This is a genomic window from uncultured Marivirga sp., assembly GCF_963974845.1.
GTDB classification, from domain to species: domain Bacteria; phylum Bacteroidota; class Bacteroidia; order Cytophagales; family Cyclobacteriaceae; genus Marivirga; species Marivirga harenae.
The window spans coordinates 481,628-501,540 of the sequence record NZ_CAXBEQ010000003.1 but is presented as its reverse complement, the minus strand read 5'-3'; the positions used below and the strand labels follow the sequence as shown (position 1 = coordinate 501,540).

At 34.4% G+C, this 19,913-nt stretch carries 18 protein-coding genes; 1 reads left to right on the top strand and 17 read right to left on the bottom strand.

Features of this window, described 5'->3' with window-relative positions; all coding sequences use genetic code 11:
* Window positions 1-36 precede the first annotated feature (36 nt).
* On the top strand, window positions 37-1,341 hold the full coding sequence (gene tyrS / locus AAC601_RS09680; protein ID WP_340153116.1) for a tyrosine--tRNA ligase: 1,305 nt from the start codon (window positions 37-39) through the stop codon (window positions 1,339-1,341).
* A 192-nt stretch (window positions 1,342-1,533) separates the two neighbouring features.
* On the opposite strand, the gene AAC601_RS09675 is transcribed toward tyrS, so the two are convergent.
* From AAC601_RS09675 to AAC601_RS09595, 17 genes are all read right to left on the bottom strand, one after another.
* On the bottom strand, window positions 1,534-2,664 hold the full coding sequence (locus AAC601_RS09675; RefSeq protein ID WP_340153115.1) for a glycosyltransferase family 4 protein: 1,131 nt from the start codon (window positions 2,662-2,664) through the stop codon (window positions 1,534-1,536).
* Between the two features lie 425 nt (window positions 2,665-3,089).
* Window positions 3,090-3,407, bottom strand: a complete 318-nt coding sequence (locus tag AAC601_RS09670) for a type II toxin-antitoxin system RelE/ParE family toxin (RefSeq protein WP_340153114.1) — start codon at window positions 3,405-3,407, stop codon at window positions 3,090-3,092.
* Window positions 3,398-3,640 carry a hypothetical protein gene (locus AAC601_RS09665; RefSeq protein WP_340153113.1) on the bottom strand — a complete coding sequence of 81 codons (243 nt, stop codon included), beginning with the start codon at window positions 3,638-3,640 and terminating at the stop codon, window positions 3,398-3,400. The genes AAC601_RS09670 and AAC601_RS09665 overlap by 10 nt, the downstream gene beginning before the upstream one ends.
* Window positions 3,641-4,101: 461 nt before the next feature.
* Window positions 4,102-5,373: a hypothetical protein gene (locus AAC601_RS09660; protein WP_340153112.1), complete on the bottom strand. Its 1,272-nt coding sequence runs from the start codon at window positions 5,371-5,373 to the stop codon at window positions 4,102-4,104.
* A complete protein-coding gene (locus tag AAC601_RS09655) occupies window positions 5,373-6,515 on the bottom strand; it encodes a glycosyltransferase family 4 protein (RefSeq protein WP_340153111.1) in 1,143 nt (380 codons plus the stop codon). The genes AAC601_RS09660 and AAC601_RS09655 overlap by 1 nt, the downstream gene beginning before the upstream one ends.
* 1,095 nt (window positions 6,516-7,610) lie before the next feature.
* Window positions 7,611-8,690: a glycosyltransferase family 4 protein gene (locus tag AAC601_RS09650; RefSeq protein WP_340153110.1), complete on the bottom strand. Its 1,080-nt coding sequence runs from the start codon at window positions 8,688-8,690 to the stop codon at window positions 7,611-7,613.
* 25 nt (window positions 8,691-8,715) lie between these two features.
* A complete protein-coding gene (locus AAC601_RS09645; protein ID WP_340153109.1) occupies window positions 8,716-9,858 on the bottom strand; it encodes a hypothetical protein in 1,143 nt (380 codons plus the stop codon).
* Between the two features lie 34 nt (window positions 9,859-9,892).
* The gene (locus AAC601_RS09640) at window positions 9,893-10,579 is read right to left on the bottom strand and encodes an acylneuraminate cytidylyltransferase family protein (RefSeq protein ID WP_340153108.1); all 687 of its coding nucleotides are present in this window, start codon (window positions 10,577-10,579) and stop codon (window positions 9,893-9,895) included.
* Window positions 10,579-11,622 carry a nucleotidyltransferase family protein gene (locus AAC601_RS09635; RefSeq protein WP_340153107.1) on the bottom strand — a complete coding sequence of 348 codons (1,044 nt, stop codon included), beginning with the start codon at window positions 11,620-11,622 and terminating at the stop codon, window positions 10,579-10,581. Before AAC601_RS09635 ends, AAC601_RS09640 begins: the two co-directional genes overlap by 1 nt.
* Window positions 11,619-12,728 (bottom strand): UDP-N-acetylglucosamine 2-epimerase, encoded by a 1,110-nt coding sequence (gene neuC / locus AAC601_RS09630; RefSeq protein WP_340153106.1) that lies wholly within the window; start codon window positions 12,726-12,728, stop codon window positions 11,619-11,621. Before neuC ends, AAC601_RS09635 begins: the two co-directional genes overlap by 4 nt.
* The gene (gene neuB / locus AAC601_RS09625; RefSeq protein ID WP_340153105.1) at window positions 12,725-13,744 is read right to left on the bottom strand and encodes an N-acetylneuraminate synthase; all 1,020 of its coding nucleotides are present in this window, start codon (window positions 13,742-13,744) and stop codon (window positions 12,725-12,727) included. Before neuB ends, neuC begins: the two co-directional genes overlap by 4 nt.
* A gap of 1 nt (window position 13,745) precedes the next feature.
* Window positions 13,746-14,375 (bottom strand): NeuD/PglB/VioB family sugar acetyltransferase, encoded by a 630-nt coding sequence (locus AAC601_RS09620; RefSeq protein WP_340153104.1) that lies wholly within the window; start codon window positions 14,373-14,375, stop codon window positions 13,746-13,748.
* On the bottom strand, window positions 14,362-15,501 hold the full coding sequence (locus AAC601_RS09615; protein ID WP_340153103.1) for a LegC family aminotransferase: 1,140 nt from the start codon (window positions 15,499-15,501) through the stop codon (window positions 14,362-14,364). The genes AAC601_RS09620 and AAC601_RS09615 overlap by 14 nt, the downstream gene beginning before the upstream one ends.
* Window positions 15,502-16,497, bottom strand: a complete 996-nt coding sequence (locus AAC601_RS09610; protein WP_340153102.1) for an NAD(P)-dependent oxidoreductase — start codon at window positions 16,495-16,497, stop codon at window positions 15,502-15,504.
* 9 nt (window positions 16,498-16,506) lie between these two features.
* Entirely contained in the window at window positions 16,507-17,577 is a 1,071-nt protein-coding gene (locus tag AAC601_RS09605) for a hypothetical protein (RefSeq protein ID WP_340153101.1), read from the bottom strand.
* 140 nt (window positions 17,578-17,717) lie between these two features.
* A complete protein-coding gene (locus AAC601_RS09600; RefSeq protein WP_340153100.1) occupies window positions 17,718-19,157 on the bottom strand; it encodes a lipopolysaccharide biosynthesis protein in 1,440 nt (479 codons plus the stop codon).
* Window positions 19,158-19,877: a hypothetical protein gene (locus tag AAC601_RS09595; protein ID WP_340153099.1), complete on the bottom strand. Its 720-nt coding sequence runs from the start codon at window positions 19,875-19,877 to the stop codon at window positions 19,158-19,160. It lies immediately after the preceding gene.
* Between the last annotated feature and the right edge of the window lie 36 nt (window positions 19,878-19,913).

The window sequence follows — 19,913 nt, the reverse complement described above, 5'->3', positions numbered from 1 at the left end:
CATTATACAATCATCAGACTTTCAATATTCAATAATATGCAGAAGAACTTTATAGAAGAACTACAATGGAGAGGCATGATCCACGATATGATGCCAGGGGTTGAAAAACAACTGGCTGAAGAAATGAGCAGTGCTTATGTGGGAATTGACCCGACTGCTGACTCCCTTCACATCGGTCATCTAGTGGGTGTTATGATGTTAAAGCATTTTCAAGATGCAGGACACAGGCCCATCGTATTGTTAGGCGGAGCAACGGGTATGATTGGTGACCCTTCCGGAAAATCAAAAGAACGCAACCTTTTGGATGAGCCTACTTTACGCCATAACGAAGCTTCTATAAAAGCGCAAATTCAAAACTTCTTAGATTTTGATGCTAAAGGAGAAAATAGTGCGCAGCTAGTCAATAACTACGACTGGATGAAGGATTTTAGCTTCCTGGGCTTTATCCGAGATGTTGGAAAGCATATTACGGTCAATTATATGATGGCTAAAGACTCCGTTAAGACACGATTGTCATCAGAATCAAGTGAAGGCATGAGTTTCACAGAATTTACTTATCAATTAGTGCAAGGATATGATTTCTTGCATTTATTTCGAGAGAAAAACTGTAAGCTACAGATGGGTGGTTCAGATCAGTGGGGAAATATTACCACGGGAACTGAAATGATCAGAAAAATAGATCAGGGAGAAGCCTTTGCGGTGACTTGTCCTTTGATAAAGAAAGCTGATGGTACCAAATTTGGAAAAACGGAAAGCGGAAACATCTGGCTTGACCCGAAGAAAACATCCCCTTACAAATTCTACCAATTTTGGTTGAATGCTTCTGATGAAGACATGAGTAATTTCATCAGGATTTTTAGCACTAAAGGAAAAGAAGAAATTGAAGCATTGGAAAAAGAACATAATGAAGCGCTTCATCTTAGAGTGCTGCAAAAGGCTTTAGCAGAAGAATTAACCATTAGAGTTCATTCACAAGAAGCTTTGGATATGGCCTTAAAAGCTTCCTCTATCCTATTTGGTAAATCAACTACTGAAGAATTACAGAGCATCGATGAGGATACACTTTTGAGTGTGTTTGAAGGAGTGCCACAAGTAACAGTTAATAAATCAGACTTAGACAATACCGAAAACATCACGGATTTCCTTTCAGAATTGACTCAGGAGGTGATTTTCCCATCAAAAGGAGAAGCCAGAAAAATGATTAAAGGTGGTGGAGTTAGCATCAATAAAGAAAAGGTAATGGATGCTAATGCTGCTGTTGAACTCAGCTTGCTACAAGGGAAGTATATATTAGTGCAAAGAGGTAAGAAAAATTATTATTTGGTGACAGTGGCCTCTTAAATCCCAGCCCCCTAAATCCCCCAAAGGGGGACTTTGGTGTAGTGTCTCTATCTGAAATTTAAAACGGGCCGGTCTGACTGTCATCTGAACTAAGTGGTACTTTGGTCCGAGGAACTCCATTTGGTCAGTACAGAAGGTGAGACCGGATTTAATGAAATACTTACTTGTAACTAGTTTTTTTTCCAAAGTTGTCTAAAGGCTCATAAACTCAAACAAATGTTGGTTTACTTTATGAACATCATATTTCTCCACGGCCAAGCGGTAGCTCTCCTCTCCTTTTTGTTCAATTAAAGCAGGATTATCGATAAAGGATATCATGGCTTTGACCAAGGCATCTGCATCTTTCACTGGAATCAAATAGCCATTTTTATCTCCATCAATCGTTTCCCTGCATCCTGGATTATCAGTGGTGATAATGGGTTTCCCCATGGCCAAAGATTCTAATATCGTGCGCGGAGTACCTTCTCTGTAATAAGACGGTAGGACAAACACTGAGCATTGGGACAAATACTTACGGACGTCAGACTGAAAGCCTAAATATTCTATAATGCTCCTTTCATGCAACTCATTTAATTCATTTTCTTCTAATGAATCGGGATTGCCTTCATCTGTCATACCGATGAGTTGAAAAATAACTTCAGGATAATCTTTCTTGATAATTTTTGCTGCCGCTAAGTATTCATTTACTCCCTTAGCCCCTATCAAGCGGGCTATTAATAGAAATTTAATAGGACTAACTTGTGGAGCAGCTTTGGGGTAATGTTTTAAATCTACTCCCGAACCCGAAGTGATAGTTTGAGCAGTATGTAACCTAAGTAAACTATGCTGTTTAAAAAACTGCTGATCGTCAGGATTTTGAAAAGCGATAAAAGGCAGCTTGGAAAAGGCTTTTTTATAAAGCCTGAAAATAACCGAGCGGACTAACTTTCTTTTAAAAGTATCGGCTTCCATGCCTACATAACCCAGACCGGTAATCCAGGCCAATACTTTGGCATTTTTAAGGTTTTTGGCAGCCCAACTACCGTATATATTGGGTTTTATAGTGTAAGTAATGACCACCTCCGGCTCCAGCTCTTGAAAAAGTCTTTGAAGAAATTGAAGGGTTTTGTAATCTTGGAGGGGATTGAAGCCTGTTCTACCTAAAGGAACTTGAATAAATTCTACATCCAGTTCAGCTAAGATTTTTTCGGTGGTTTCATCATTGCCTGGGGCTAAAGCAATAACTTTATAGCCTTTATCTTGAAGGGCAGTTAATAAGGGTTTTCTGAAATTGATTACGGAAGGTAGGTAGCTACCGAAGACAATGGCGGTGGGTTTTTGCATGTTGTAAAATTAACCGCAAAGACGGAAAGACGCAAAGAAAATTAACCACAACTTGTCCCGACATAAGTGGGTACGATTCATAGGGAATAGATCAGCTAAAGCTGACTATTTATGTGAACCACAAAAGGGATAAAAGAAAAGAAAACTGTTGAAGCTAAAGCTGAACTGGGTTAACCACAGAGTTGCACTGACATTTACGAGGAGATCACGAATCTAAGCCAACTTGTCCCAAATTCATCGGGAAGGCTTTTAAATTTTCTCGCTAAGACGCTAAGTTTACGCAAAGAAATTTATCAGCTAAAGCTAATTATCTAACTACAACATTTAACCCTTATAAGGGTACGAGAGGTAATGGAAGAAAACAATAGGATTTCAGCTAAAACTTAAGGGAAATATTCATTACTAACTGCAGTCGATATTTCTATTCAGTTGTTCCTAATTATTTTTGTCGGGTTTTGTCTAGTGTCAAAAACATCAACTACCTCAATTCTTTTTTGATTGACATTTAACCAATAAATGATTTTGTGATGTTTGCATAGGATATACCTGAATTCTTGATCACGATCTATCAGTAGCTCTTCAATTTGTCCAAGTTCAGGTAAATCCTTTAGAACGGCAGGTGCTTTATAAATAACATTGACAACCCTTTTTGCAACTGCTTTACCAGCAATTTTATTATAGTAATCATAAACATTTTCTAATTGATTAATTGCAAAACCAGTCCAAATTAACTTTAATCCCATTTATCAATGATAGATTTTAAATCTTTATCTTCAACAAAATCTCCATTTTTAGAATCTTCCATTGATTTGTCAATTCTTTCATTAAAGGATTTTAAACTCATCGGTTTTAAATCTTCCTCAACTGATTCTGCTTTTCGTTTCTTCAAAAGCTTCTCCAAACTGTTAATAACATCTTCATTTTGCAACTTCAAAAATTCCTGGACAAATGTGATTTTTCGAGCTTCTAAGTTCATAATATTTAGGTTTACCAATATTTAAACAAATCTACAAAATTTTAAATTCATGCAAAGCTGAAGTTCTTTTAAACCTATACTTATTCAGAGCAATGACAGAAAAGAGAGAGGAAAGGAAGTGGTTTCAGCTAAAGCTAAAAGAACTTTAACCGCAAAGGAGCCTACCTGTCCGGCACCATAAGTCGGGAGCAGTTGAGATGCAAACTTTACGCAAAGAAAATTAACCACAACTTGTCCCGACATAAGTGGGTACGATTCATAGGGAATAGATCAGCTAAAGCTGACTATTTATGTGAACCACAAAAGGGATAAAAGAAAACAAAAGTGTTGAAGCTAAAGCTGAAAGAAGATCCACGCTAAGTTACGAACCTGCCTGGCGGGAGACAGGGACACTAAGTTTTACGCAAAGAATATTACAAAGAATTACCAAACCAAATTAACAATTATCCAATTATTAATTATTAATTATTAATTTGGGCCTCTTTGCGCCTTAGCGTCTCAGCGGTTAGTTTTTCAACAGCTTGCTTTCTTTTTCTCCACATAAACTGCTGATAGGCTCTTTTGACTTTATCATCATAAGCAAAAGCCATAAGGAACAGGAAAGGAAAAATAATGGAGCGATGTCGGGCGATAAGGCCAATATTATTTTCAAAAAGGCCTACAGTAACCACATAAATAAACACAAAAGCTAGCACAAAGGTCGATAACCTATGACTTAAACTATCTTTTACAAATCGCATAAACGATTTTCTCTTTATAATTAACAACAATAAAACCGCATTGATTTCTATTGCAGCTGCGGCCGTCAGTACATTTCTTATTTCCCACAAAAACGGACGTGCCAATACATCTACTATCCCTTGAGGAATAGACCCAATACCACCAGCTTTTTCGTCTAATACTCCTGTACCGTACTCATTATTTCTTAAAGTTCCACTTTGCAGTTCTGTTAATTCTTGATTTGAAAACTCTTCTACTCCCCATTGATCGGATAAATAATTGGCTAATAAAATAATGACTACGATACCGGCTGTAATTTTAAAAATACGAATCAACCAATTGTCCTTTATATTTAAAATAAAAAATGAACTTAAGGCTAAAACCGCCACATAAGCTGTGGGTGGTCGGAAAGCATATAAAATAGCGAGACCAACAATTATATAAATATAGTTCAAACGTTTATTGTGAATCCCCATGCAAACTACTCCCATACCTAAAAACATAAAGGCATCCTTCCCAATAGTAGAAGTCCAAAACCATAGAGCGGGGAAAAGCAACACCCAAAATAAGAGGTTAGCTTGATCGAGGAAGAAATAGTTCTTTCGAAATGCTTTAAATAAAAGCACCAATCCGGCAAAACAAACGGCACTGAAAAGCAGATATATCCCAAACTCATTATCGAAAGTAAAAATCATAAAGAATGCTGCAGGGTAGGCTACAAAATTGGTATAAAACAATTGACCATTTCGCCACATACTTTCTACATAAAAAGGAGAAAAATCAAAAGCTCTAAAATATTCCGCAAAATTGGCTGCCCAGTTATCATAAATCCAGGCATCTACACCGCCCCCACTGAAAAAACGAGCATAGACTATATAGCCTACAGTTCCCAGAATTCGAAAAAAAACACCCCAGTTGTACCTCCTATTTAACTGTGGCTGATTCTTAATATAAGAGGATTTTAGCCATTGCGCTAAACCAATCAACAGCAATATGGCTATTATGGCGCCCATTAAATCAATGCTGATTCATAAAAGTCAATGGTTTCTTTGGTCATACGCTCTAAATTATAATAATTTTTAAGCTCTTGATGTGCCTCTAAACCCACTTTTTGTGCCTCTTCAGGATGATTTACAATATAGGCCATCTTATCAGCTAAAGCTTGAGTATCATAAGGCGCTACCAAATATCCGGTCTCTCCATCCTTCATCAACTCATTTCCGGCTGGTACATCCCAACTTACAACAGGTTTTTTACAATTAAAAGCTTCCAAAAAAACCACTCCAAAACCCTCTGAAATAGACGGGACAGCGACAACATCAGAATTGTACATCCACTTAGTGATCTCTTTACTATAACCAGCAAAATGTACTTGCTCATTTATGCCCAAGTCCTGTACTAGCTTTTTTAAAGACCCCTCTTCTTTACCTGAACCCGCAATGACCAATCCAGTATCAGGGTATTCATCTTTCATTTTGGCTAAACTTTCTAATAAGTAACGATGCCCTTTAAAACTCACAAGTCGACCAGCGATAATTATTTGCTTTTGGAAAACATTAAAGGCGGGATCTTCAAAATCAGTCGTAATTTCAGGTAAATCAAAACCATAATGGATCAAGTCCATCTTTTCTGCCGTAGTGGCTTTAGTAGCTATAAAAAAATTCCGCAATCCATGAGAGATCGTATAAGAACGGTCACAAAGTCTTTCGGACAATTTTACCAATAAGAAATAGGGTGTAAGCCCTTGCTTCTTCGGGTTAAAGCCATACTTAGCGGTAAAATCGTTATCATAACCATGCTTGGTACTGACCCAGGGACAGCTAATTCCTCTCAAGAAGAGTTTTATTAAGCTCAAATGTAAATCTGCATGAATAAGGTGAGAATGCACTAAATCGTATTCTTTCTCCTCTATTAGACGTTTAATAACCTTCAGAGCACTTAGCTTAGGGTACTTCCCAATATTTATTTGATGCGTTTTTACACCCATACTGTTGAGCCGATCAATAAAATCACCATTAATACCACCTTGATAATTTGTATACAGTCGTAAAAATTCAATCTCAATTCCTTTGTCAATCAAAGCTGGAATAAGGTTCAACTGAAAATTTTCGGCTCCAAAAATTCCGCCTTCTTTTTGTATAAAGAGTATCTTCATTCAATTCTGTTAAATTTATTTTTATATTTTAATAGAGGCTTTTCCATGAAATGATAACTAAGTGAAGAAACCATAATTGTTAATGCCAAAACTGATAAATGAAATAAAACTTGATTGATGAACACATTCGAAAATAGACGGCCATCCGGATAAAAAAAGTTTATTAAAATGTATATTGGTATTAGATGATACATGTAAAGACCATAACTTATTTTACCTAAATATTTAAATGGCTTTGCTTCCAAAAACCCTTTAGAGGATGAATTTATGATTGTGAACAAAATTAAATTAACAAATAATAAAGGGTATATTATGGTTTCCAAATTAAGCGGTAATTCAATTTCAAAAATTAAAAAAAATATTAAGATCACGATTCCAAATGCCATCAACTTCTTTTTATTTGCAACCCAATTCTTATAAAAAAGTAAGGCAGCAAGACCTCCAAGAGCCATGTTTTCGAATCTAGCTCTCACAAAAAAATTTTTTAGTGTTGATAAGAATTCATAATCTAGAAATTTGGGAGAAATTTTAATTATTGGGAGTGCTAAATAAATTATAATTAAAATTACAAACCTATACCTTTTGGATAAAATAAAATAAAAAATTACAGGCCAGAACAAATAAAATTGCTCTTCTACTCCGATCGACCAGGATTGGAAACCTACAGGATTAGAAACTGTGGAGACATTCGGTAAAAAAAATAAGTAATACAAAAAAGCGGAAGAAAAATTATTGTCAGAAATTTCTTGAGGCCAAAAATTAAAAAAGTCCCAGCTATAAGGAAATACAAAAAAACCAATGAAAAGCATTAAGTAGTAGACCGGCCAGATTCTTAATAATCTCCTAAGGTAAAACTTGCGAACGTTTAATCTCCCGGTTTTATTCTCCTCTTCTAAGATTAAATAGGTAATAAGAAATCCACTCAAAACGAAAAAGAAGGTAACTGCAATTTCACCCAAATGAAAAATAAAAGGGCCTTCCTCAAAAAAATTTTTCAGAGAATTAAAATTTTTAATTAACTCTGTATGACCAATGATTACCAAAATGGCAGCTAAACCACGATAAGCATCTAAACCATAAAAATATACTCCCTTTTTACTCATTCCTTAAAATCTCAAATAAACTTTTTGAATTGTTATAGTTTTTGTACTGCCTCATCGCTGAATATCTAGCCTTAGTACCGAAGTCTTCCGTTTTTGATTCTATATTAGCCATATGCCTAACTTTGAGTTCTAAATCCTCTGTTTTGTTCTCAAATAAAATCCCCCCAGTTTCTTCTGAAATCACATTATTAATTCCCTCTACATCAGAAGCTAAAATAGGTAATCCGCACGCCTGAGCTTCCATAATGGAATAACAGATGGTTTCTCCTTCTGAAGCATGAATATAAGCATCTAAAGATTGATAAAAAGAAAGCAATTGATTTCGGGTTAATAAGCCCGTGAATTCAATTTGATCATCTAAATTTAATTTATTCACCAAGTCTTTTATTTCGTTTGTTTTAGGACCAGTACCCGCAATTTTCAATTTAACTTTTATCCCTATATCCCTAAGCTTTGCAAGAGCTTCTATTACTAAATCGTGTCTCTTGCCTTGAATAAGCCTAGCTGTAATACCCAAAGTAAAAACATCATTTCTTATCTTTTCATTTGGAGGCTTAAAGTAATTAATATCGACCGTTTTAGGAATAATGTGCGAGTTTTTACCAAACTTTAAAAAAGGAAAAATACTTTTGATTTGCTCAAAATGTCCTTTATAAAAATAAATCATTTTGTGCGTAAACAAATGATTGAGTAAAGTGAAAATTTTTTCAATTGTGGTTTTATAGGCTAAGTTAGTATGGTCGAAAGCTATTAATTTCCATTTCTTAAATAGACCTAATAAAGTCAATAGACTTAAACTAAAGGTATGTAAAAGCAAATATTGTATTTGATGCTTTTTCTGAAAAGCCATTACGGTTTTCAAAGCTCTAAAATCAATTTTTGATCGTTTTTGCAGATATTGGTATTGAATTTTGTTATCAATACAAAACTCTTCTAACTCTTTGTTCAAGACCTCTATTCCATAAAAAAAAGCAAAATGTTCAAATTGCTTTTCTTGATCACTCTTGACAAAGTTCATGAAATAAGTTCCCAATCCACCATGTCCTGAGTAGAGTATATGTAAGATTTTCATTGGTATTTTAGAATTTAAAAATCTCCTAACTATTTAAATTTCGAATTAGCTTTTCTTCAAAATATTCATTCTCAAAATAGCCATTCTGTTTCAAAAAAGACGAGGTTTCTGAAGAGGATGGATTAGGAGGAAGTGTATTTAAATTTTCTAAACCTTTCATATCATTAATAATTTGAACATTTGAATATTTCGACATATTTTTATACCAAGAAATATCAAAGATCTTATATAACAAAGTAGGTTTAAATGCAATGCAACATAATAATAAACTAGAATAAAAGCCAGAACAAATTTTAGCTCCTTTGATTAAGGACGCTAAACTACCGACTTCCTTTAACCAAATAATATTATTATCTATTGGTAGATTCTGATTAGCAAAGCTCCCTGGGTGTAATTTCACATAAAGCTTGCAGTTATGCTGAGCTGCCTTTTTTGATAAAGCTAAATAAATATCATGATGTTCTTTGTGTGAGATAAAATCCTCTCCTAAATCACCACCTGATAGCGGTTGATCTATATGAAGCCAATAATCTGAATCCAGACTCTGATTTGCTAACTTTTCATACTCCGTTACGATTTTCTCAAGCTCTGGAAAACCCACAATATGTATCTTATTTTCAATATCTCCATCTAATTCAATGTTAAGCTGCGCATTTTCTTTACTAAAACAAAGGTATTTGTCAGGGATTCTTATTTTGTCTTTAATTAAATATGCTGCTGTGCGTTCACCATATTTTTTAGCTACAAATAAATAAAGAAATATTTTTGGATTAAAAAATCTGGATCCTAAGGAATTTCTGAAAAAAGAAAGGGTACTGAAACCAGCATTTGCTTTGAGTTCACTTAATTTCTCAATTCTATTTTTATCTATTTTCTTAAGATTACCCTCTAGAATTTTATAATCTTTAAAACTGGCTAAAACTCCATGTTGTAAATAATAGACAGGAATTTTGGATTTTTTTGCAGCATAGATCAAAGCAATTGATAATGGAGATTTGTTATCCATTATTATAATAACATCAGGATTAATAGCACATAGAATTCCCTGAGCATTAAAATATTCAGACCAATAATGATAATGATGGTTAACTAAATGAGCATTTTGGTCTTCGGCTTTAGAAATATAACGAAGCCAATGAATCTCATTAGACGGAAATAGTGGCTTCAATAATTCTAGCCATTGATTTCTATCATAATTAAAATTAAGTAAAATCCTCATCCAGTAATTTTTCTGCTATTAACCAATCCAATAAATCGTCTATATCATGTGAAGATTTTTGACTCATTTCAAATTTCAATATCTTATCGAACTGATGGATTTGACTTTTCTTTAAGGAATTAACATTTATCACATAAACAGCTCCATTATATTCCCATACCTTAGGGATATCTTGTCTCCGAGTAAAATCCCCTTGTTTAGACTTCCTTAAAAATCCTTCTTCATTTTCTTCAAACAACACATAATATGGATTTGATTTGGTTTCCTTAACAGAGACTACCATATCCAACGTATTATCGAACAATCCCAGAGCATCTTGAATTTGTTTGGTTGTACGAAAAGGCGATGTTGGTTGCAATAAAATTAGCGTATCAGGATCATAACCATTTTCTTGCGAATAATTAATTGCATGTAGTAATACATCTTGCGAACCGGCTTCATCTGTAGCTAATTCGGGAGGCCTCAAAAATGGAACTTTTAGACCTGTCTCTTCCACAATTTTTTTAATCTCATCATCATCTGTACTCACGATAATGTGTTTATCATCAAAGAGCTCTCTGGCAGCTTCAATGGTATAATAAATCAAAGGCTTTCCTCCTAGCTCCTTAATATTTTTACGTGGCACTCCTTTTGAGCCACCTCTTGCCGGTATAACTACTAAAGGCTTCATTAAAACTTGATATGTTTAAAATCTTCCTGTGCTTTCTTAAAATCTTCGTGCTTTCCAATATCTAACCAATAGCCTCTTAAAGGGTAAGATTTCACTTTTCTTTCTTGTTTAATCAATTCTGCCATTAAATCTGTCGCATTATAAAATTCATTCTCAGGGATCAAATTCAATAATTCTTTTTTAACCAGATAAATACCACCGTTTGAATAGTATGTGTAAGTAGGCTTTTCCTTAAAAGATTTAACCCTTTCCTCTTGTGTTTCTAAAACAGCATAAGGAATTAAGACTTCGTACGGTATAGTAACTACACTTAAATCTGCTTCTGATTGAAGAAAATCCTGATAAAAATCCTCATAATCAAGATTTGTTAAGATATCAGAATTGGTAATTAAAACTGTGTCATGTTGCAAGTTTTCTATAGATCGAACAGCCCCTACAGTTCCCAAAGGTTTATCTTCTGTAACATAATTAATTTGAACTCCTTTACTTTCCCCATTTTTAAAGTAATTCTGCAACTGTTCACCTAGATAATTTATAGAAAGCCAAAAGTCATCTATTCCATAGCTAATCAATCGATCTATATTATGCTCAATGATGGGTTTTTCCGCTACTTTTAATAAAGGTTTAGGCGTATTGTCTGTCAAAGGCTTTAACCTTGTACCTCTTCCTCCTGCCATAATAATTGCATCAATTGGTAAGTAGGATTTTAAAAATCGAAAATTGATTACATTTATAACTTGGTGAGTATCATTTAAAACAGGAATAACTTTTAAATTGGCTTTCCTAAACTTATCTAAATCCTCAACCTTATAATTTGATTTAATAATGTACTTGGGATTGGGCTGAATAAAATCAACAACTTTTTGATTAATTGACATATCCTTTAATAAACCCCTTCTTACATCTCCATCTGTAAGTGACCCCACTAATTTCTGATCCTCATCTACCACAAATAAAATGGCATCCGCTGCTAGTAGATCAAGCTTTGCCAAAGCCTCTTTTACCGTGCAATTTTGTTTTATTAAATGTTTTTTAAAGGTCATAACTTTTCAATTATTTGCGCAATTTTTTCAGAAGCATTACCTTTAAAATAAATATTCTCACCTTTAAATTGATTATCTCCTATTTGTTCTACTACTTTTAATATTGCTTCTGCCTTAAAATCAGTATGTATTACATTCTCTCCTGCTACTCTCCCTTTCTGCCTATCACCAATATTAATTACGAATTTATTAAAGCTTGCCGCTTCTATGATACCACTTGAGGTATTACCCAGCAAAAATTTGGCGTATTTCATAGCTGTAAAATAGGATTGTGTTCCAAAATTTTCAATTAAGGTTACCTTCTCAGGGAACTTTTGCTTTAACAGTTTATATTTGGCTCTGTATAATGACCCCAAAGTGTCAGCATTGGGCATGGTTATGACTAATTGATTATCAAGAGCTAGAAATAATAGACATTTCAACAGTTCATCAGAATATAACTGATTTTTATCAGCAGAAACAGTCTCCGGGTGAACAGTGATCAGAATAAAAGGAATTGATGCATCTATGTTCCATTTTTTCTGAAAATCTATTTTATTTAAAAGTTTAACATTCTTTAAATTATCTAAACTTAAAGCACCCACTACATGGCTATGAGATGAAGCCCCAGTTAATGACTCTACTCTCTTCTTATAATCAATAAGGGAGACAAGATGAATTTTTGATGCTAAGGTAATGCTGTGCCTATAAATATTATCAATGGCCCCCGTTGTTGTTTCTCCTCCATGGATATGAGCAAACTCGACATTAAACGGGATACCGGCTGCCACTGCAGCGGCCATTTCAAATCGGTCGCCCAACACAAAAACAAGATCAAAATCATTTGAATGATTAGACCAAAAATCTGCAAATTTCTGCGCTGTTAGGGCATAGGAATTTGAAATATCGCCTTTTGTATCACCCAAAACAAGGCTGCTAATAGTATAATTTACCTCAAATCCATCTTCGATGATACCTTCAATTGAATACCCATGAAATTTGGATAAATGAGTGCCAAAGGCAAGAATTTGAAGGTCAATTTCCTTTGAATCTTTTAACTGTTTTAAAAGTGGAAGATAAATTCCATAATCCGCTCTTGAACTAGTAAGTACTAAAATTCTCTTCATTCTAAATATTCCCATTTTAATTTAGAATCCGCACTTAATGATGTTATTAACTTTTTACCTAAAACATCATCTACTTGCATTGGTGAAATTCCATCTCCAGGGCGCTTCATTATTAAGTGTTCTTTTTTTAAAATTAACCCACCATCGGCATCATCACGAATATGAATGGATTTTCTTGCAATTACCTTATTTGGAGTCTCACTTTTGCTTGGCTCCTTAATTCCTGTTCCTGACATGGCCAATTCAATATTTCTTATGGATTGTATCATATGTTTTAGTTCTTCAGGCTCCAAAGAAGCTTTATGATCCGGCCCCGGCATCTCCCTGTCCAAAGTAAAATGTTTTTCAATTAGAGTAGCTCCTAAAGCAACTGCCGCAATTGGCACTTCGATACCTAAGGTATGATCAGAATACCCTATATCAACGCCTAATTCTTTCCTGATGTGTAACATGGCTTTCAAATTCACATCAGACATAGGTGTGGGATACTCTGTGTTGCAATGCAAAACCTTTAATTTCGATTTATCCAACCCAGCTTCAATTAGGACTTTTACTGCATCATTAATTTCCTGAATATCCGCCATTCCAGTTGATAAAACTACTGGTTTGTTTTTACTGGCGATGTGCTGCAAATAAGGTTTGTTGGTAATCTCACCTGAGGGTATTTTATATAAGGATATTAAATCATTCAAAAAATCAATACTAGGTTCATCAAAAGCAGTTGACAAGAACTCAATACCCAATTCGTTTGAATATTGAATTAATTCAGAATACCAAAATTCTGGCATTTCAAGGCGTTTAAGCATAGCATACTGTTTATTATCCTCATCTCCCATGTTTTCGGACTGATAAACAGCCTTCAACGCTTCCTTACTAACAATATTATTTGCTTTGAAAGTTTGAAACTTAACAAAATCAGCACCTGCCTCAGCAGCAACTCTTATCAATTCTTTTGCTTTTTCAAAGTCCCCATTATGATTTACTCCTGCCTCTGCTATAATTACAACTTTGTTCATATTACTTTATTCTTTTTGCAGGGTTACCTACCCATGTTTGATTGTTAGGAATATCATTAATAACGACAGCTCCAGCACCAATTACACTGTTACTACCAATAGTAACCCCGTTAATTATTATGGCTCCTGCACCTATAAAAGTCATTGCTCCAACCTTTACACCTCCAGCCAATATAGCCCCTGGGGCAACATGTACGTAATCAGAAATAATACATGCATGCTCTATTGTAGCACCTGTATTAATAATAACTCCCTCTCCTATTTTTGTGCAACTATTGATGATAGCATTAGTTCCAATTAAAGTAGAGTACCCAATACTTGTAGTCGATGAAATATTTGAAGTAGAATCCGCAATAACCGTTTCCTTCCAGTTATTTCGCTTTATTAACTTAGTTAATTTTGATCTAATTAAGTTATCACCAACAGCAGGAAAAACAAATTTGTTTTGAAGCGCATTTCCCTCCGTGTATTCATTTTCCTTGCCTAAATACTTAATGTTATAAGGATTTTTCAAGGCTTCTTTAAATTCAAAATACGCAATAGGTATTAATCCCATAGATTTGGCTATGTCGATTACAACATATGAATGGCCGGAATAACCCATTAATATTAAATCTTTATCCTCTGACACTACTTGGAATATTCACTAACCTATCAGCTAAAAACTTACTATTCTCTAAATCATCATGCATACAATGAGCAAACATGGGCAATTCATTCATTAATATCCACGCTGGGCGGGTCATTATCTTATGCTCATTGGTAGCAGTTAAAAAAGCATCTCGCTCTTCTTTATCTTTACAAATAATTGTATTGAGCCAATAGTTACTTCGGCTGTTAGCTGGTTCTTCTACAAACAGCATATCAGAAGAAGCAAAATACTCTTTGTATAAATTTGCCGTCTCTCTTTTGTTCTCAATAATTTTTTCAAGCTGCTCCATTTGGGCACAAGCCAAAGCTGCATTTAAATTAGGGCACCTATAATTATAGCCTATATGATCATGATTAAAATCCCATTTATGCGGTACTTTAGCCTGTGTTGTTAGATGCTTGCCTTTTTTACCTAATGACTCATCGTTGGTTATAATCATACCCCCTCCACCACAAGTAATTGTTTTGTTCCCATTAAAACTGAAAACACCCAGTTTGCCAAAGGTGCCGGTATGTTGCTCCTTATAAAAAGTACCTATAGATTCAGCCGAATCTTCCACCACAGGAATATTATATTCAGCACATAGTTCACAAATTAGATCAATCTCCAAAGGAAATCCAAAAGTATGCATAGGAACACAGGCCCCGATCTTGCGGCCTGTCTGTTTATGAATGGGTACATTGTCTACTAACTTTACATTTTTTAAAAATGCTTTGAGCGCCTCTACAGATAATCCCATTCTTCGCTTATCTACATCAAGAAAAACAGGTTCAGCTCCTATATAACTTATGGCATTGCATGTTGCCACAAAAGATAATCCTTGCGTAATAACCAAGTCATCTCTCTCCACACATGCTAATATTAATGCCATATGAAGAGCAGAAGTACCGTTGACAATAGCAATGGCAAATTTTGCTCCAGTATAATCTTTCACCATCTCTTCGAACTTATCGACATAAGCACCTACCGAGGAAACAAATGTGGAGTCTATAGTATCAGACACATATTTCTTCTCATTCCCTTGAAAAACAGGGGCGTGCAGAGGAATAAATTCCTCTGTACTATACATTTCCCTTACAAACTTTATAAAATGATCGTATTTCATTTAATACTCAATTTCATAGTTTCCGTACTTACTTTTATTTTCTAAGGAATCTTTATATATACCCACTTTTAAAGCATCAGTTAATTCTTTAATGCCATCTTCTACCAAAAAGCGAGGTTCAAAATCAAGCACTTCTTTTACTTTATTAAAAGATACTTTATAATTTCTTGGGTCACTTCCCTTCTCTCCAAATTTAATTTTAGCATTGGGAATATGTTTCTGAATGGTATCCACAATCATTTTTTTTGTAAAGTTATTTACATCACCCCCCGCATTGAAGACCTCAAAATTCACTTTTTCATTAGAAGCAGAAATAACTAAATCTATTAAGCGAGCGAAGTCCCTTACATGGCAGTAAGGTCGCCAGGTATGCTCATCAAAGACTAAGAGTTCTTCACCAAAAAATAGGTCTCTTACAAATTCGCTCACACTTAAATCAAACCTCATACGTGGCGATAAACCAAAAGCAGTTGCAAACCTTAAAACCACTCCTGTATAATTTGCTTTACCTTTTTTACCAAGTAGGTGTTTCTCTGCTCCTACCTTTGCTTTGGCATATAATGAAAGTGGGTTCAATTCGAAGTTTTCATCTGCCAACTCGTCTTCTTTAATTAAACCATAATTAGAGCAGGTCGAAATGAAGATCAACTTATTGATGGGTTGATTATCAAAAAAGTTGATACAAGTTTTTATACCTTCATCGTTTATCTTCTCTGAGGCTTCAGGATACTTTTTAGTAATAGGGTCGCCTACTAAGCCTCCCAAGATTACCACATCATCTACGCCCTGCGATACTTTCTCCAAATCTGCTGTTTTTGCAAAATCCCCATAAGTGAAAGAATAATCAGGATCTCCTAAATAGGCTTGAATAGAATTTTGATTATCATAAACAAAATTATCCAAAACTCTTACTTTATAACCTAATTTCAGAAAATGTGATGTAATCACAGTTCCAACATAACCTGCTCCACCTATTAATAATACTGTTTTTTTCATTGTTTTACTTTAAAATTTACACCAAAAATCAAGATATTTTTGCGCTATAACCACATGACCGTGGTACTTCTCCACATACGTTCTACCACGTATACTTAAATCTTCTAAATTATTTCTATTATCTAATAATTTCAACACTTCTTGTTTAATTTGTTTTTTATCAGGTCTTATATTAATTACAGGACTACTTTCAATCCCCAAGGCTTCTAGTGCTTCAGGTTCAGCACCACTCATAACAATTTTGCCAGACCCTAATGCGTACAAGGCATTCATTCCATAAGAATAACTATTCACCTGATCAACAACTACATGAGTTTTTTGCAATAAAGTCATATACTCCTGAAATGGCATTCTCTTATTTAATACAAACTCAATATCGTTCGGGTATTTTTTTTTTAGGTCACTAAAAGCTTCTTCAATATACTTTGTGCCTTTGAAGCCATAGCTATTTAAGCTATGAAAAAAAGTGAGTTTTTTAGCAGGTTTCAAAGGTTCATATTTTACCTTGTCAAGGTTGATTGCTAAGGGTATTGTCTTTGTCTTATTTTTATACATTTCCATATAAGCTATCTCATAATCATACATTACTGGAATAATACCGTCCACTTGATCTGCAACAAATTTATTAAAATTAAATGCTTTTTCTGACTGTTTGAAATCAAGGTATGGTGTCCAATCATACTTCTTCATATCATTATAAGGTGTATAGGCAAAATGTTGCTCCACATTTTTCCAATACATTGCATCCATAGCTGCAGAAACCAAAAAAGTCTTTCTATTTCCCCTAAAAAGCTTCTCATAAAAATATTTACGAGGAAAGTAATTAATATAAAAAGGATAAGGATCAATAAATTGAACAATATCGAAACCAGTGATTTTGGATAGTAACCGAAAAGGAAAAAATCTATCGTTCACATATCTAAGAACGTTACTTGATTTCGGCTTGATGTTTAAATCAAAAGGGAAATTTTTCCAGCCTGCATCACCGGACGCAATCATTACGTCATGACCTAATTCGTTTAAACCATCTTTTAAGTTTACACCGTATCCACTATAATCACCTAAAAGTAAAATCCTCATTAATTATAATATTAATATTTTTGCTTACTAACAATCGCAGTGACGGACTTCTTTTATTTTTTTTACTTTTTGATCTTAAAATATCAAACTATATCTTTTAATCAAACTACATGTATTATTAAATAAAATTTAGAATCGCTTCATTTCTTAAACTTATAAATCAGCGTTTTTAGTTCTTTTAATTCCTCCATCTTTAGTAAGTAACTTAAAATACCATAAACCATAAAGGCTACCGTGCAACCTAGCGCAATTTGCACATAATAATTATCAAAAACTTGAATAACCATAAATGTCGGTATCGCCATCACTATAGTCATGAAAAAAATGGGTAGCATATCTTTCAATTGTTCAATAGCTCCATACCCAAAATATTTGCCCGGAAGGTAGGCATTAATAAAAAAGGCTATAGTGGCAACTACTACATGTCCTATTACTACTGCTTTCACCCCTAATGGAATGGTAATGACTAAAGCTATAATAATAAGAGGCGCTTTACTTAAGTCGACTTTTAAAAATAGATCTGACCTGCCCACAGCATTCAAAATATTCATATTAATGCCGCTTATAGGATAAAACAATCTTGCAAATGCCATCCATTGTAAAAGCGGTATAACTGTAGCCCATTTTTTTGTTAACAGCAGCATTACAATAGGTTCCGCTAAAATAGCAAGTAAAACCATTACCGGAAACACAAAAAAAGAAGTCATCCTGATAAGTTTCCTATAAATCGAGACCATTCTTTCTTTATCATCCTGCAAGCCTGCAAGGATGGGGAAGGTAACTTGTTTAAGTATATTAGCAATAGTTCCGGAGGTCATGTCAGCAAAATTTTTGGTTCGGGTATAATATCCCAATTCAGCTGCAGGATAAGATTTACCTATACTGATATTATAAATATTATGGAAAGCCTGTGCATAAAGACCCGCCAATAATAGTTTGGAGCCATATCCAAACAATCTTTTGAAAGAATCTTTTGAAAATGTCAAAGAAGGTGTCCATTTACTCATATACCACAGAGTAATTGTACTGGCCAATGCCCCAAGTAGTGTTTGTATAACCAGAGACCAAACTCCAAAACCATAGAAAGCTACTATCAAACCAACTCCACCTCCAACGAAAACCCCTACAATTTGTACAATGGCCAATGACTTAAAATCAATAGCTATGGTCAATTTACTTCTTTGGACTATGGCAACTGCATTTATAATTAAATTCAATCCAAGAACTCTTGTCAAAGGTACAAGAGTCGGTTGATTAAAGAAGCTGGCTATAAGAGGAGCTGAAATAAATAATAAAAGATAAAAGGCTGCGCTTATTACCAGGTTAAATACAAAAACGGTAGAGAAATCAACATCAGTTCTTTGCTGCTTTTGTATTAAGCCAGAGTTCATCCCACTATCGATAAAAGTGGAGGAAATCGCAATAAATATGGAAAGCATCCCTATTAAGCCAAAATCAGATGGCAATAACAGTCTGGCTAAGACAATGCCAATTCCAAACTGCATAAATTGAGTAGCAAATTTATTTACAGCGCTCCAAAGTACTCCTCTTGTGGCTGTAGCTTTTAAAGACTCACCCAATTAATTATCGATTGAAAGTAAAGCCACATGTTTTAGCAGAGGATGTATGACATAATATTCCTGATCCTCCTCATCCTGTGCTGGGTGATGAATTTCTTTTGCTTTGTTAAGTTGACTCAAAGCTTTCTTCATGCTGTCAGCTCGTAATGCATTGTCAATGTAATTATCTATATCAACAAGATGGGTTGGTTGAGGATAATTAATTCTGTTCACATAACCCCCCTTATCAATTTCGGCTGACATGAAAAATGTAGTAACACTTAAGGGTTTGTTTTTTAATAAACTATAGTATAAGGTAGTGCTACCTCTTTCTTCAGGAAGCCAGCCCGGATGGGCGTGTAAATAATCAATTTCTAAGTCAAAATGTGCAGGACTTAGAATTTGACCTCCATATCCAGCATAAACTACATAGTCGGGCTTTACATCTTTAATTTTGTTAAGTATAAATGGTGCATTTACATTATACTCTTCAACCGAATCATAATCTAACTTTAAAGCTGAAAGTTTCTCTACTAATGATTCTGAAAGATTAGGAGTGATTACATTTAAATGATTCAAATAAGAAGAGGAAGCCTCATCAATTTGTATTTGGTTATTTTTCTCAAAACTTTCCTTATTATAGTAATATAAGCACGAAAGCTCTACAAAATCCAATTTGCTCAATACATCAACATAAGATTTAGCTCTGTTCGTATTACCACATAACAATAAAATTTTCATCTCAGGACTCGTTTTGATAATTCATGCTGAACGATT